This window comes from Hydrococcus rivularis NIES-593 (genome assembly GCF_001904635.1).
Classification (GTDB): domain Bacteria; phylum Cyanobacteriota; class Cyanobacteriia; order Cyanobacteriales; family Microcystaceae; genus Hydrococcus; species Hydrococcus rivularis.
The window spans coordinates 63,045-78,195 of sequence record NZ_MRCB01000009.1 but is presented as its reverse complement, the minus strand read 5'-3'; the positions used below and the strand labels follow the sequence as shown (position 1 = coordinate 78,195).

The 15,151-nt window shown below is 46.2% G+C and carries 14 protein-coding genes; 5 read left to right on the top strand and 9 right to left on the bottom strand.

Annotation, left to right across the window (positions count from 1 at the left end; all coding sequences use genetic code 11):
• Window positions 1-199 precede the first annotated feature (199 nt).
• Window positions 200-1,285 carry an AI-2E family transporter gene (locus NIES593_RS09760; RefSeq protein WP_073599402.1) on the top strand — a complete coding sequence of 362 codons (1,086 nt, stop codon included), beginning with the start codon at window positions 200-202 and terminating at the stop codon, window positions 1,283-1,285.
• Between the two features lie 61 nt (window positions 1,286-1,346).
• Here NIES593_RS09760 and NIES593_RS24055 read toward each other — a convergent pair whose 3' ends face one another.
• The 3 genes from NIES593_RS24055 to NIES593_RS09750 form a co-directional block, all read right to left on the bottom strand.
• The gene (locus NIES593_RS24055; protein ID WP_175561090.1) at window positions 1,347-1,484 is read right to left on the bottom strand and encodes a hypothetical protein; all 138 of its coding nucleotides are present in this window, start codon (window positions 1,482-1,484) and stop codon (window positions 1,347-1,349) included.
• Between the two features lie 132 nt (window positions 1,485-1,616).
• Complete coding sequence (gene gifA, locus NIES593_RS09755; RefSeq protein ID WP_073599401.1) at window positions 1,617-1,814, bottom strand: glutamine synthetase inactivation factor IF7A; 198 nt, start codon at window positions 1,812-1,814, stop codon at window positions 1,617-1,619.
• 158 nt (window positions 1,815-1,972) lie between these two features.
• On the bottom strand, window positions 1,973-2,881 hold the full coding sequence (locus NIES593_RS09750; RefSeq protein ID WP_073599400.1) for an alpha/beta fold hydrolase: 909 nt from the start codon (window positions 2,879-2,881) through the stop codon (window positions 1,973-1,975).
• Between the two features lie 204 nt (window positions 2,882-3,085).
• Between NIES593_RS09750 and NIES593_RS09745 the strand changes: the two genes are divergently transcribed.
• Window positions 3,086-3,736 (top strand): roadblock/LC7 domain-containing protein, encoded by a 651-nt coding sequence (locus NIES593_RS09745; RefSeq protein ID WP_073599399.1) that lies wholly within the window; start codon window positions 3,086-3,088, stop codon window positions 3,734-3,736.
• Window positions 3,737-3,855: 119 nt separating this feature from the next.
• The gene (locus NIES593_RS09740; protein WP_073599398.1) at window positions 3,856-6,495 is read left to right on the top strand and encodes a chloride channel protein; all 2,640 of its coding nucleotides are present in this window, start codon (window positions 3,856-3,858) and stop codon (window positions 6,493-6,495) included.
• Window positions 6,496-6,565: 70 nt separating this feature from the next.
• Here NIES593_RS09740 and NIES593_RS09735 read toward each other — a convergent pair whose 3' ends face one another.
• The 3 genes from NIES593_RS09735 to NIES593_RS09725 all read right to left on the bottom strand — a co-directional run bounded on the left by NIES593_RS09735 (window position 6,566) and on the right by NIES593_RS09725 (window position 10,099).
• The gene (locus NIES593_RS09735) at window positions 6,566-7,261 is read right to left on the bottom strand and encodes a response regulator transcription factor (RefSeq protein ID WP_073599397.1); all 696 of its coding nucleotides are present in this window, start codon (window positions 7,259-7,261) and stop codon (window positions 6,566-6,568) included.
• A 102-nt stretch (window positions 7,262-7,363) separates the two neighbouring features.
• On the bottom strand, window positions 7,364-7,660 hold the full coding sequence (locus NIES593_RS09730) for a YkvA family protein (RefSeq protein ID WP_073599396.1): 297 nt from the start codon (window positions 7,658-7,660) through the stop codon (window positions 7,364-7,366).
• Window positions 7,661-8,104: 444 nt separating this feature from the next.
• A complete protein-coding gene (locus NIES593_RS09725) occupies window positions 8,105-10,099 on the bottom strand; it encodes a M48 family metalloprotease (RefSeq protein WP_073599395.1) in 1,995 nt (664 codons plus the stop codon).
• A gap of 312 nt (window positions 10,100-10,411) precedes the next feature.
• Between NIES593_RS09725 and NIES593_RS09720 the strand changes: the two genes are divergently transcribed.
• Window positions 10,412-10,681, top strand: a complete 270-nt coding sequence (locus tag NIES593_RS09720) for a YciI family protein (RefSeq protein WP_217651863.1) — start codon at window positions 10,412-10,414, stop codon at window positions 10,679-10,681.
• A gap of 103 nt (window positions 10,682-10,784) precedes the next feature.
• On the opposite strand, the gene nblR is transcribed toward NIES593_RS09720, so the two are convergent.
• The 3 genes from nblR to NIES593_RS09705 form a co-directional block, all read right to left on the bottom strand.
• The gene (nblR, locus tag NIES593_RS09715; RefSeq protein ID WP_073599394.1) at window positions 10,785-11,480 is read right to left on the bottom strand and encodes a response regulator transcription factor NblR; all 696 of its coding nucleotides are present in this window, start codon (window positions 11,478-11,480) and stop codon (window positions 10,785-10,787) included.
• A gap of 199 nt (window positions 11,481-11,679) precedes the next feature.
• Window positions 11,680-12,597: an NAD(+) kinase gene (locus tag NIES593_RS09710; RefSeq protein ID WP_073599393.1), complete on the bottom strand. Its 918-nt coding sequence runs from the start codon at window positions 12,595-12,597 to the stop codon at window positions 11,680-11,682.
• 27 nt (window positions 12,598-12,624) lie between these two features.
• The gene (locus NIES593_RS09705) at window positions 12,625-13,608 is read right to left on the bottom strand and encodes an SDR family oxidoreductase (protein WP_073599392.1); all 984 of its coding nucleotides are present in this window, start codon (window positions 13,606-13,608) and stop codon (window positions 12,625-12,627) included.
• A 363-nt stretch (window positions 13,609-13,971) separates the two neighbouring features.
• Here NIES593_RS09705 and aroC point away from each other — a divergent pair, with 363 nt between their 5' ends.
• Window positions 13,972-15,096 (top strand): chorismate synthase, encoded by a 1,125-nt coding sequence (aroC, locus tag NIES593_RS09700; protein WP_073599391.1) that lies wholly within the window; start codon window positions 13,972-13,974, stop codon window positions 15,094-15,096.
• Window positions 15,097-15,151 lie beyond the last annotated feature (55 nt).

Genomic DNA, 15,151 nt, shown 5'->3' with positions numbered 1-15,151 from the left:
GGGGATTTGATGGCTTTAGCGATCGCTCTAGTTAATACTATCAAAGCTGCACGGCTTGCGACCAAGATGGTCGCACTCCTATTTTTTGTGTTTGTCTAACCGGGTCTAATATAAAACGATATTCTTTTCAATACTCGCACTGGCTTTTAGCTATTAGCAACAAGCTAAGATAGTACTAACTTTAGATTCTCTCTTGGCAATGGAGACGCTGCCCGAACGCCAATCCACTTCTGACTTTCGAGCCGTGCCCGCTCCGCTCGGCAAGATTCCGCCATGGCTGCGTTTGGGATTAATTTTTCCCCTCATTTTTCTCAACGGCTGGCTGATTTCGCTGCTGATTAATTACCTGGAGCCGTTGTTGAGCATTCTGATTACTGCATCGCTACTCGCCTTTTTACTCGACTTTCCCATTCTCTTTCTCCAGAAACAAGGCATTCCTCGAAAGTTAGCGATCGCGCTGGTTTTGCTTTTAGGGTTGCTAATCCTGGTACTATTAGGGCTGACTTTGATTCCCTCGATCGTGCAGCAACTGAGCGATTTAGTCGAAAATTTGCCTGCCTGGATCGAGACGGGAAGCCAACACGTTCAAACCATACAAAAGTGGGCGATCGCGCAAAAGTTATCCATTGACCTTGGCGATATTGTTGCACAAGCGGCAGCAAGGGTTTCTAACGCGCTACGCACTTTGACCAGTCAACTGCTAAGCGTTCTACTCAGTACCATTAATAGTCTTGTTAACATTCTCTTGATTTTGGGACTGACTGTTTTCTTGGTTTTGACGGGAGAAAGCGTCTGGAGGGGGATTTTTAGCTGGCTTCCGTCGCCTTGGGACGGGCGATTAAGAGAATCGATTCGGCAGACTTTTGAGGCTTACTTTGCCACCCAAGCAATTTTAGCAGGGATTTTAAGTATTACGCAGACGATCGTTTTTCTCCTGCTCGATGTGCCCTATGCAATTCTATTTGGCTTTGCCATCGGCATGACTACGTTGATCCCCTATGCTAGTACCGTGACGATTGCTGTTATTAGTGTCTTACTCGCGCTACAAAATCTTCAATTGGGAATTAAAGTCTTAGTCGCCGCGATCGTTATCGGTCAGATCAATGATAGCGTCGTGGCTCCCCGTCTCATGGGCGGCATGACGGGACTCAATCCCGTTTGGATTATCATTTCTCTATTTATTGGAGGCAAGCTGGGAGGAATTTTAGGGTTGCTAATAGCCGTGCCCGTCGCCAGCGTCATCAAGAGTACGACTGACACCTTACGTTCTTCCCATTCGGAGTAGGTGGTATATACAGCGTTTTGCAACTTAACGTGATACATACGAGGGCGGAGGGTTTGCGTCCCTATATCAAAACTTGTACTTCAGCGAGTCGCAATTTGTTGTAATACCAATTTTCATTAGTCGTGACAGACATCTTTCTCCCCTCTCCCAAATTGGGAGAGGGGGTTGGGGGGTGAGGGCAATCGACCATCTCTGTCATTAATGAATGAAAAATGGTATAAGTTAGCGACACAAAAAATTTGGGCGTTATTCGTGGAAATAACGCCCAATTCTCTCGTATTCTTATCCTTAGATTAAATGCAATGCAATTGTTAGCTCTAGAATTCTTTTCTTAGCTTAGCGCAGCATGGCCGCGATCGTAATTTTTCCTAAAAGTAGGTTGAGCCTTGCCTTGAATGCTAGTCCAGTATTCATTATCCACATCTACGCCAATTTCAGATGCAGCACGCTCCAGCATAGCTTGCTGTCGATGCTTGACTGCATGATGGTGGCGCATCATTAGAGCACGAGCTTGTTGTTCGGCAGACATCACTCTTTCCTCCGAATTGCTTATTGAGTGTCATTAATGGTTGAATCTGCTTTCTTCTATTATATATAACACAAAATTCTGTATCAAAATTTACAAAATGCCGATGAAAAACATAAATTTACAAAATTTTTGGGATCGCTTTCGTTTTTATCGTAGCTTTAACCTTTCTGGCTCATCGACAAAATCCAGTTTTGCAAAATCGGGTTAACTATCTCCGGGGCTTCATCTTGAGGACAATGACCCACGCCTTCAAGGGGAATAAACTGTTGCACTGCGGGAAAATCAGCCAGCTTGCGTCCTAACTCTATCGGTTCCCAAGGATCTTCAGTTCCCCAGAGGATCAAGACAGGGCAGGAAAGAAGGGGCAGCAAATCTTCTGGTAGCGGACCATAAGAATAGCGAGTAAACGCGAGAAACACGTCTGCCGCTCCCTTATCTGTTGTTGGTTGCATAATGATGTCGATGAGTTCGTCGGTGACGGCTTCTTGACGGCAGTATGCTTGTCGCAAAATTTTACGAACGACTTCAGGTCGAGCAATTTGTTTAAAGAATAGATAGCCGATTAACTTATTGCCTAAAAGTTGTTGTAATATGTAGGAGCCAAGGTTTTCATACCAGATTAATTGCCCTCTTTTGCGATCGTGAAGCAATCGCAGAGTACAGTTAAGCAAAGCAACTCCCAAAACGAGATCTGGATTATCTACCGCCGCTTGCATCGCTACGATACAGCCGATAGAGTTGCCAACTAAAAAAACAGGGCTACCGACGACCTCGCGACAAAAATCTGCGACCTGCTGTCCCCAAGTTTCAAACGTGTAATCGATCTCTACGCCGGGAGTCGGTTTTGCCGATCCCCCAAAACCAATCAAGTCGATCGCGTAGCAACGACAATTTTCTCCCAAAACGGACAGATTTTTGCGCCAATGTGCCCAAGAAGCTCCAAAGCCATGTATTAGGACTACCGCAACTCCTTTTTCTCCCACGCTTTGATAACAAATGGGAAAACCTTTCCAAGTCCAGATTTTAGGAGATGCATCCGAAATACTGTGATTTTTTAGTTGTTTCATATCTAATTTGCATGTGGTAGCTTGCTAAAAAGCCTACTATTATTGAGAAAGTAGAATTTAAAAATTAAACTTTAAACTTTGTATGGCAGAAAAGAAGAGGACATAACCTACAGAAAAAGAAAACGAGATTATTGCCCTAGTTTTTACATTTTGTAATAGTTCCTGCCAGACTGCCAAGGAAAACCGAGGTGGGGAAGTGCGAGTATGAACGACCGAGTTGACAGAATTCTACAAGAATTCGCAAGCCGATCGCTGGAGATTGAGGGGGCTTTTTTGGTTTCGTCTCAGGGTCAACCTATCACCGTAGCAATGGGGATGGAATATAATAGCGCGTTAATTTTGGCTGGAACAATGCTCCGTTTGGCGCAGATAGTTCGAGAGGAATATGCGTGGCAAGAAATCGAACAAGTTTCTATCCGAGCGCAAGAAGGATATGTTATTTTATTTCGCTGTAGCGAAGAGGTTTTCTTGCTTGTCAAAACCGCCAGAGTTCCTTGGGGTTTTCTCGATCGCGATATCCATCGCACGGTTAAAACGCTTCAGAGCGAGCTTCAAACCGCTGACATCCCTAGATTGACGGCTGAAGAACCTTCTCAAATAACGCTATTATGGGAAAATGGGCAGATTACAGCCAGCGATCGAGCTAAGACCAAATTCAAACTCGATGGCGATTTTATAGCTCGCGCTCAACAAGAACTGGCACAATATATCGGTCCGATTGCTTGTGTTGTGTGTAAGCGGGTTCTGGCTGAGAACCCTAACATTGAAGCCTCTGAATTTATCAAAGCTTTAGCCAAACATATTCCTCAACAGAAACAAGCACTAGATTTTCAGCGCCATTTGAGAGAGACTTAGCCCTGAAAAATTATGGAAAAGAAAGTGAGAGCGAGATATGGTAATCCCAATAGTTTACTAAAGTTAACCAAAACAGGATAGCCTAGAACAGTAGCGATCGCCGCATAGAACTTATCCCGATGGAACTCAATACCATTCCCCAGCGCCTTCGCATTTGGTTCAAGTCCTTACACTTCGGACGCAGTTCCGTCGATACTCGTTACGCGCTAGTCGAAGCTTGCCTGATCGGAATCCTATCTGCATTAGCGGCTTTATGGCTAAAAAAAGGGATTGGCTGGCTGGGAGGATGGCGCATTCAAACGGCGCATCAGTTTGGGGCATGGTTAGTGCTGCCTGCGGTTGGTTTGAGCTTTAGTCTGTTAGCGGGTTGGATCTTACAGAGGTTTTCTCCGGCAGCGGCGGGCGGCGGAATTCCTCAAGTTAAGGCAGCTTTGGCGCGATATCCCATTCCGCTGTCTCTGCGGGTTGCCTGGGTGAAAGCGATTGGTACGACGCTAATTTTAGGGGCAGGTTTGACCCTCGGTCGTCGAGCGCCTACAGTCCATATTGGGGCAGCATTGGCGGCGCAACTGAGCAGTTGGATTCCCACTTCGCCAGAACATCGCCGTCAGATGATCGCAGCGGGGGCGGCAGCGGGATTGGCGGCAGGATTCAATACGCCAATTGCCGGGGTTTTGTTCGTCGTCGAAGAATTGATGCGGGACGTATCGGACTTAACTCTAGAAACGGCGATCGTCGCTTCTTTTACGGGGGCGGTCGTTTCTCGGCTTTTAGATTCAGCCGATCTCAACATCCCCGCCAGTTTGCTTGATGCTCGCTCCGGCAGCTTCTCAGCGCCAGAAATTCCTTTTTACCTATTTTTAGGAGCGCTAGCGGGAATTTTGGGGGCGCTTTTCAATCGAAGCATGATGTTTAGCCTCTGGGTCAACCGTCGCTCCAATTTGCCCCTAGCTTGGCGCATTGGCATAGTCGGCTTGCTCTCCGGCGCGATTATTGCGTTTTTACCGCCGTTTTTTCAGGATAATTCGGGACTGCGGGAGTTCTTGGTCTATGGTGGGTTGTCCTGGCAAAATATCGCGATCGCCTTTGTTGCCCATTTTTTCCTAACGATTCTGGCATATAGTTCTGGCGCCCCAGGGGGACTGTTTGCGCCCGCATTGGTGATGGGTTCGGCCCTGGGGTATTTAGTCGGCGATCTCGCGGGCTGGCTTTCAGGAATTAACAGCGAATCGACTTATGCTCTGGCAGGGATGGGGGCATTTTTTACGGCAGTCGGTAGGGTTCCCGTCACCGCGATCGTCATCGTTTTTGAAATTACCGCCGATTTCAATATCGTGTTGCCGCTAATGGTGACTTGTGCGATCGCCTATATCGTAGCAGAGAGCATTTCGCACGGCTCGATTTACGAACATTTGCTGAAAACCAGCGGCATTCAACTCAAGCAGCAGGAAACGCCGCGCAATGATTTTCTCAACAAATTAACGGCTGCCGATGTCATGCAGTCTCAGGTAGAAACCCTATCGAGCGATCTAACCCTCGACGAAACGATGCTAGCAGTCTCCCGTTCTCACCATCGCGGGTTTCCGGTGATCGAGGAGGGAAAATTGGTCGGGATTATTACTCAAAGCGATCTTGCCAGTCTCAGCCAGCGATCGCCACAAACGCTACTAAAAGAGATTATGACGGCGCGACCGATTACGGTCAAGCCGGATACTTCCCTCAGCGACGTTCTCTACTTGCTCAACCGCTATCAATTATCTCGCCTGCCCGTTACTGAAGGCAGTAAACTCGTCGGAATTATTACTCGCACCGACATTATTCGTAGCGAAGTCAATCATCTCAGCCAAGGCACGCAGCGAGCGTTTAAACCTTCTCCTTCCTACGTAGCCTATCAAACTCGCTCTCCATCGGTGGGGAAAGGTCGAATCTTGCTCCCCATCGCCAATCCCCAAACGGCACCCGCGCTGATGAAGATCGCTGCCGCGATCGCTCGCTATCATCAATACGAACTAGAGTGCCTGCAAATTATTAAAGTGCCCAAGCATATTTTTCCGTCCGAAGCTTATGTCAATACCCAAGAAAGTCGCAAATTGCTCCATCGCGTCGAAAGATTGGGTCGTCAGTGGAATATTCCCGTACATACGCAAATCCGACTCGCACAAGATCGGGCTGAAGCAATTTTAGAAGCGATCGCAAAGCAGCAAATTAATCTCCTTCTGATGGGCTGGAAAGGCAATACGGCTACCCCAGGCGCGATTTTTGGCGATCTCGTAGACACGATAATTCATAAAGCGCCTTGCGATTTAATTTTAGTCAAATTGGGCAGCGGTCTCAATGCCTACCCCAACGATTTGAATCAGTCGGCTACTTGGCTGATTCCTATGGCTGGCGGTCCTAACGCGCAACGGGCGATCGAGTTGCTACCGGGACTCGCTAGCTTGTATTCTCGCGTCCATTCTCCCAAACTCTGGCTGTGTCAGGTTTATTCTCCAGCGACATCCACTCTCGATTGTTCTTTATTAGAGTACTCTACCGACTATCTTAGAAATAACCTATCGCTTCCGGTGATGCCGATTGCCGTGCGCTCTCGTTCGGTTTCCGATGCGGTCATTCGCTTGGCAGGCGAGGAACAATGCAGTGTCGTCATGCTGGGAGCAAGTCGCGAAGGATTATTGCAGCACGCCATTCATGGCAATATTCCCGAAGCGATCGCTAATCAAGTTGAAAGTACGACGATTATAGTCAGAAGCGCTTACTGAGACAGAAAAATGACAGGAAATTTTGATGATGCTCTATCTGTTTGAGTTAATTCCCAGAAAATTCTATGATCTAGGTCGTTAGTCCATGTTTGAGGGCAAAACGCACTAATTCGGTACGGCTATTGGTTCCGGTCTTACTAAACAGGCGGCTGACATATTTTTCGACATTTCGGACGCTAGTATCCAAGCGTCCTGCGATTTCTTTATTCATTAACCCTTCTGCTACCAAATCTAAAACGCTTTGTTCTCGTGGCGTTAGCTCAATTTTGATCGGAGAAGGCGTGGGAACTAGATGAGAGGATTGACCTAGCTGTTCTTTAATAGCTTTGATATCTTGGACGATTTCTGCTAGTTGCGCTGCTTCGCCGCTAGCTGCTACCGTCTCTTGGCGGCGCTTAAGAACGTTTCTAACAACTGCTTCTAACTCTTCGGGATCGAAGGGTTTGGATACATAGGCATCGCAACCCGCCTTGTATCCCTGAATGCGATCGCTCGTCATTCCTCTGGCAGTTAAAAAGACAACTGGGAGTGCTTTGAATCGGTCATCTTCGCGTAGTTTTTTAAGAAATTGATAGCCATCTACCTGCGGCATCATAATATCGGAGATGACTAAATCTGGCGTCTCGCGTTGGATCGATTCCCAAGCTTCGTTGGCGTTACTGGCTAATTGGACTTTGAATTCTCCGCTGTCTTCGAGATAAGCTTGTACGGACTCGCGAACCCCAGGTTCGTCATCAACGAGAAGTAATTTGGCTTTTTCGGACATATTTTTCTCTCCTACAGGCAAAAAATTCAGAATCCTGAATAGTTGCGTTCGCAGGTTGCACTTTACAGAATTCTGAATTTCGATAATGCGATCGCCGATTATTTACTCGGCTGAAACCGCTTGTACTTCTATTGTCTCATTGCTTGTTTCTGTAGGAGCAGCGACAGGGTTAGTTTTTATAGATTTAAAGCGATCGAGGATTAACTGTGATACTTCAGTCACCAAAAATGTTACAAGGATAAAGTCGTCAATCTCTCCTACGATCGGAAAGAAATCCGGGGAAATATCGAATGGGCTGAGTAAATAGACGAGGGTACCCAGAATAATCCACCAACGGTATTTGGGATTGCGGATGGCGTTGCGATAGAAGTTGTAGATCGATTGAATAGGAATTTTCATCAACGGACTCCCTTAGCAATTACTTTTTATTGTGACAAATTAATTCGCATTTTTCCGGTGCGGATCGCCGATGTACAAATTAGGGTAAGTCCCACTTTTGGAAACCTGCGGTTTGGAAAAAGGGATAATATCAATTCGCAATTATCAATAAGTCAGTAGGTTTGTGTGTAAGACTTTTCGAGCGAGCATCTGTAGCGCTCTCTTTTAGCAATGGGATAACGCGAAGCGTTATCCTTTTTTCCTGAATTTAAATTAGTTTTACAATTTATTCAAGAATAATACCAATTTTCAGGTTTTCACGATCGACATTCTTCACCCCTCTCCCAAATAGGGAGAGGGGTTGGGGGTGAGGGCGATCGACTATCTGTGTCATTAATGAATGAAAAATGGTATAAGAAGTTTTTCAGGGAGAGTCATTAAAGTGCATTTTGTGCGGTTGTGCTACTAAAAAAGATCGGCTTGTAGCAACATCGGTACGATGAAGCCAAAAAGGATCGCTCCAATCCCCATGACCAGCAACCAAAAGCGAGGATAACTTCTTACTGTGGTGCGATTGGTCTTGAGTTGAACTAAATCGATACGGGGAATAATTTCCCGTCGGAACCAACCAACAGCTTGAACTTCCGACCCGATTAACTTCTGCACCTGAGTTACACCAAAGAGGAAATTGCCCAACGACCCAAAACGAGAGGCGTAGCGAGTATAAATCGTTCCCATTTTATCTTGTAGTCTGAGGTCGGAACCAAACTGATATCCGGCATCCGCGCGACCGATGAGCTTGCCTTGAAGTTGTACGGGGCGACCTCGCAGGGGACTGGCATAGGGATCGCACATCAAGGTGAAAATATCGGTCTGAGAAACGCGCCCGAAATCGGGATACATGGCAAAGGCATTGATTAGCGTACCGATGCCAAACCCAAAGAAACTAAAGCTTGGCAAAACGCTTGCATTGTTAGAGATTAAAGCGACAAGCAAACCCACAATAAAACCAGCGATCGCGCTAACCCATTGTGCGTTAAAAAGTAAGATATCTAGCACTAAATTCCCATACAACTTATTCTTGTTCAGCTTTTTGCCTTCGCGTACCACCGCCGCCATATCGAACTCAGTCTCCAATCCCATTTGCTCGGCGTAGGTAGTTAGGGCGCGGATGCGCTTGCCCGTTAGCGGGTGAGTCGAATTCATTTCCATCCACCAACCCCAAGGATTAAACATATCCCAGAGAAAGACTCGTCCGATTTGTTGGGAGTCTGAGGCAATCCGATAAGCAGTCCCAGTAGCGATGGCTGCTTTGGAATCGTAGATTCCGATCGCGCGAGTGCCTTCTATTAATTTACTAGGTTCTTGAGTATGCTGTCCTTGTTCTAGAATCCCGTAAGCAATTTTCACTAATGCCCGCGATAGTCCATTGGGATTTCCCGTGGTTTCGGCGGCAAAATGGTCGGCGTAGTACTCTCTAGTTCGGGATAAATACAAGATTAAATAGGTGCCAACGAGATAGAAGATATAGGCAGTAATAGCTGCCACTTGGATGGCATTTTTGATTTTGTTATCGTTGCTGCCCCGACTAAAATTTCTGGCAAAGGTGTAAATTAGGTAGCTAATTTGCACTAGAGTAGAAGCTACCGTCATGATGGCAAAATCCCAATGAACGATATGCCCTAATTCGTGGGCGTATACTGTTGCCACTTCGTCGTCGTCGAGATAGGTGAATAGCCCCTGACTGACCACTAAACGAGCGCTATCTGGAAAAGAACCATAGGTAAAAGCCGTGGGATTTTGGTCGTCGATAATTCCCAAACGGGGCAAACTAATATTTTTCTCGCGACAAACGCGCTTGATGATTTCTGCGGCTTCTGGGCTTCGGCGTTCGATTTCTGCTAAAGGCACCCAATGAGTTTGATAAAACCACTGTTGGGTGAGATCCATAATCCAAGGGGAGATAAAAAAGGCTGCCGCATTGAAGATTAAGGTAATGATAATTGCCACGGCGAGTCCGCCAAGGGGATCGTTGCTATTGAGAATGAAAAGTATGACTAGACAGAGGACTAATACCATCCCAAACAGCAAACAGATGGTAGCGATGGAGACCAAGGCGAGATTATCTGCAAATCCTTTCATGACCAACCTTACCCCAGTTTGAGCTGCCCTACCCGCTTTTTGTAAAGGTTTTGGCGCTTCTGCTTTGTTGAGAGTAGACAGAAACCCTTTTGCCCAATTGCTGATTTGGGAGTCGAGGTGCCGTTCGAGTTCTTGACACAGTGCGATCGCTTTGTCTTTTTCCCCATTGCCGTGATAAGCTCTCGCTAGCGCCATTTGTACCTGGGCGTACTCTTGCGAGTGGGGATTAGAAACCGTTTGACAATAGGCTTCGAGCAATTCTATTGCCTCAGAGTAGCGATGCTGTTGCAGTGCCTTCAATCCATCTTTGAGTGACATGAGTGGCTCCTCAAAAGTTAGGAAAATAGAGTCATAGTTTTATCAATACCCATATCCTCCAGGGAAATTAACACTGAGAAAAAAATTCGCAATGATATAAATTCTAAAAATTGGCAGCGAAATGAAGTATCTACCAAGATTCTTTGCTTCACTTCATTACGCTCAGAATGACAATTCATACCTTGATGCAGCAAGGCATAAAAATTTTATAATTTGATAGGCTCGCTATCTTGCATCAGTATGTCATCCTGCGCGATCGCTCAATAGGACAGATGCAGGAGCTGAGCCTAACCAATAACGCTGTTAACGACTATGCCCAAATTTGTCATGTGGGGCAGCTACTGCGAAAATGCACTCGAAAAACGCGCCCCCTATCGCCAAGATCATCTCGACGGACTCGCCGCACAAAAAGAAAAAGGGATTTTAATTACCCTCGGTCCTACCAAAGACGCGACAAAAGTTTTCGGGATTTATGAAGCAGAAGATGAAGCCGCAGTCCGTCAAGCCATCGAATCCGATCCCTATTGGCAAAATGGCATTTGGACAGAGTATGAAGTCAAAGAATGGATTCAAGCATTTTAGTCATTCGTTACAACAATTCAAAATTATTCTTCTTCCTCCATTTTGAATTTTGAACTTTGAATTTTGAATTTAAAAAGGTTGCTTGTTTTCTTTCCATCTCTCGCTATGATTCTCGGAGAACGTAACCTACGCCCCGAACCGTGTGGATCAGTCGCTTTTGTCCTTCATTTTCGATTTTGAGGCGTAAATAGCGAATATAAACCTCAATAACGTTTGATTCTCCTCGGAAATCATAACCCCAAACATTTTCCAAAATTTGCTCTCGACTTAAGACTTCTCTGGGATGAGACATTAAATATTTGAGGAGTTCAAACTCTTTCATAGTCAGATCGATGCCCTGTTCACCTAAAATTAAGCAGCGCGTTGTCAAATCTAAAACTAATTCCCCAAACCGCAGTTGTTCTTTTGATGCTTCTGGAGGGTGTAGATAGAAGCGAACCATCTGCAAAAACTCTTTGGAGTGATAGGGTTTGAGTAAATAGTCGTCAGCGCCCGCTTCTAGACACTTCACTCGTTCCTCCACCGTTTCTTGGTCGATCGACAAAATAATCAGAACGCGATCGCCTTTTTGTCTCAGTTGACGACAAAGCCTCAATCCCGATTCTCCAGCCAAGGCGCGATCGATAACTACCATGGCGGGTTGTAGCGTTTCGATCTCCAACAAAGCTTTATCGATATCCGGCGCGATCGCCGTTGTATAGCCCGCTTCTATAAGATCCTGACTTGCCCGTTGGGCAAAGGCTTCATCGGTCTTTACCAATAAAATACTAGGATTAAGCACGGTCGCAATCGAAGGCATAGACTAGAAATCAAGTTTCAATAGTAGAATGATTTTTTCCTGTTTTAACACTAATTAATCAAATCGATCGGCTGTGTTAACAGCATCAATTAATAACTAACTACTAATCACTAATAACTGTGCGGGTGAGTTTGGTCTATGGGGATGTAACAAGATACTCATGTTTACAATTCGACCTGCCCTTAGCGATCGTAACTGACTAAGGGAGTTCCACAGAAGTTGGCTTGGCGATATGAGGCAATCCCCAACCCAATTTTTCTCGCAAGATGCGGAAGAACTCTGGCGGTTGCAGTCGAATAAAACGTGCTGTATAGGGAGATTTTTCAATGTGTATGCGATCCTCTGGCAAGACGTAACAACCAGCATTCCCATCCACAACCATCACCATTCGGTTGGGAGTTGCGGGAAAAATATTTACGGTTTCTGTATCGGAAAATACCAGCGCCCGCGAGGCTAGCGAATGGGGACAGATAGGCGCTAACTGCATCACTGGTACATCTGGGGTCACGACTGGTCCTCCGGCGCTGAGAGAATAAGCAGTCGAACCCGTAGGAGTCGAAACGATTACCCCATCTGCCGCAATATCAACGGCTGCGTGTCTGCCAATTTGAATTTCAAAATGGCACATACTGGTTAGCGGTTCTCGATGTACGACCATTTCGTTGAGGCATAGCGCTTCCCAGAGCAAATTATCCTCTCGAAACAGCTGCACTGTAAGCATCGATCGCGCTTCGATTTCATAGTCATGCTGGAGAAGCTTTTCTACGGCTTGCGGCAAATGATTGACATAGGTTTCAGTTAAAAAGCCCATATGTCCGGTATTGATAGTCAGCAGTGGGATGCCACAGGGCGCTAACTGGCGAAAGGCAGCCAAAACAGTCCCATCGCCTCCTAAAACGATGGCAAAGGACAGATCTTCGTCAAAGTGAGGCGGCACTAACTGTTCGATCCGAGTATGACAAACGGGGCGATTGGGTTTGGAATATCCCAATAGACCGCCTCTACCCGTTTCCATGACTATTTCCCATCCGCGAGACTTTAGCTTGTCTCGCAATTCGGCTGCGACTCTAGTTGCGATCGGCTTTTCGTCGTTATAGATAATGCCTGCTTTTGGCACGTCTGGTTATCCTGCGTCAGATTTTACTCAAAATTGAGGCTTTTTAAAGGGAGTTTTCTTCTCTTTCTTTTTGTTCTTGTCTTTGTCGTAACCAAGCTCTTTGAGCTTCGTCAAAATTCGACTAAAGTATTCTTGTAAGTAGGATTCTAAAGTAGTGGTTTGCTCCCGATCAAGTCCAAAGAGCTGATAAACTTCATCCATCGGTGCATCGAGAGGGTTGCCGCTAGCGAGAACCTCTGCAAAAGCCAGGCGATCCGAGACGTTTTGCGTCCACTGAAAAAATCGAGTTGTCTGACGCATGAAACGAAGCAATCCCAGAGGAACGCGGAAAATTTTCGCCTCTCGCCCCGATAATTTCTCGCAAAGACTAATAATTTCTTCAGAAGTCCAAGCGCGATTTCCGACGACCGGGAAGGATTTTCTCACCGTTTCGGGAACTTCTAAGGCACGAATCGCAAATTTGGCGATATCTTGCGTATTCATGTAGGCGATGGGCGTGCTTTCTCCGGCAATCCAAACCGATTGATTGTCTAATATGGGAATGGCATATTGGCTGATGAGTCCTTGCATAAAACCACAAGGACGCAAAATTGTGTAATTTAGGTCGGTTTCAGCCAAGAAAAGCTCGGTGCAGCGCTTAATATCCATTAGCGGAACGTTAGGATATTTCTCGGCATTGAGAATCGAGAAAAAAATAAATTTTTCGACCCCCGCCGCTTTGACGGCTTTGATTAAATTAACCTTGCCTTCCCAATCGACTTGTTTGATACTGAGAGAATCAGTGGCTCTGGTCGTCGCGGCATCGATAACAGCCTCAATGCCTTCTAGAGCAGGAGGCAAAGTTTTGGCATCGCAAAGATTTCCTTTAACTAATTCTGCTCCCCATTCTTTTAAAAATGCAGCTTTTGTCTGATTTCTCACCAAACAGCGGACTCGATAGCCCCGATCGAGGGCGCATCGAGCCACTTGTCTTCCCAAGGTGCCCGTGGCACCGACCACCAATAAGTTCATCTATTAAATAATTTCGTTACAAATTTTTAACTTTCTCTAAGATATTAGCAGAAGCCGTGCTTATGCAAGCAACTCAAGTCGTATGACTATCTGAGTCTGGACGAAGGAATTTCGCTCAATCGCTATATTCGAGCCAAAAAAGCGAAAATCAAGACTGTTCGCGGCAAATTTATTTGTTCGATCTTATGCTTGCGATCGCTCAACAAGATCTAACAAGCTCTTGGAACGGAAGCTTAGAATTATGAAGAAATCCATGGTTATATTTAGGGTTATCTATTTAATTGTCAAACAGATGATAGAGTCAGAAAATCTGGTCATTAGTTTGAGTTAGAATAAGTTGTCTGTTTGCGATCGCGCGTAAATATGGGCAATACCTTTGGGCATTTATTTCGGGTTACGACTTTTGGAGAATCTCACGGTGGCGGAATTGGCGTTGTCATCGATGGCTGTCCCCCGCGACTGGAAATTTCGGAGGCAGAGATTCAACAGGAGTTAGACCGCCGACGACCGGGACAAAGTAAAATCGTTACGCCCCGTCGGGAAAGCGATAGCTGCGAAATTCTCTCTGGCGTGTTTGAAGGCAAAACTCTGGGAACGCCCATTGCCATTCTCGTTCGCAATCAAGATGCCCGTTCACAGGACTACAACGAAATAGCGGTTAAATACCGTCCTTCCCATGCCGATGCCACCTATGATGCGAAATATGGGATCCGCAACTGGCAAGGAGGAGGACGTTCGTCAGCTAGAGAAACGATCGGTCGAGTAGCAGCAGGCGCAATCGCCAAGAAAATCCTCAAACTTGCCGCCGGAGTCGAAATCGTCGGCTATGTCAAGCGCATCAAAGATATAGAGGCGATCGTCGATCCCAATACCGTTACCCTCGAACAAGTAGAAAGCAATATCGTCCGCTGTCCCAACCCAGAATGCGCCGAACGAATGATTGACTTAATTGACCAAACCAGAAGAGATAAAGATTCTATCGGCGGCGTGGTTGAATGCGTCGCCCGTAACGTTCCTAAAGGATTGGGAGATCCGGTATTTGATAAATTAGAAGCAGAATTAGCAAAAGGGGTAATGTCCTTACCCGCCAGCAAAGGCTTTGAAATTGGTTCGGGGTTTGCAGGAACGCTTCTGACTGGCAGCGAACACAACGATGAATATTACATCGATGAAAACGGCGAGATTCGCACGGCGACCAACCGTTCGGGCGGCGTTCAGGGAGGCATCAGCAACGGCGAGAATATTATTATTCGGGTTGCCTTCAAACCGACGGCTACGATTGGTAAAGAACAGCGGACCGTCACTCAAACGGGCGAAGAAACCACGCTAGCAGCCAAAGGAAGACACGATCCCTGCGTCGTGCCGAGAGCCGTTCCTATGGTAGAAGCAATGATGGCATTGGTTCTGTGCGATCGCCTATTGTGCCATCACGGGCAATGCGGATTGCCGCTGGCGTTGAATCAAAATCTTGCCGCGATCGCGCCATAAAATACGAGAGTAATTTCTCTTTCACTCTCGTTAATAGCAGCGATCGCTGCCAGTA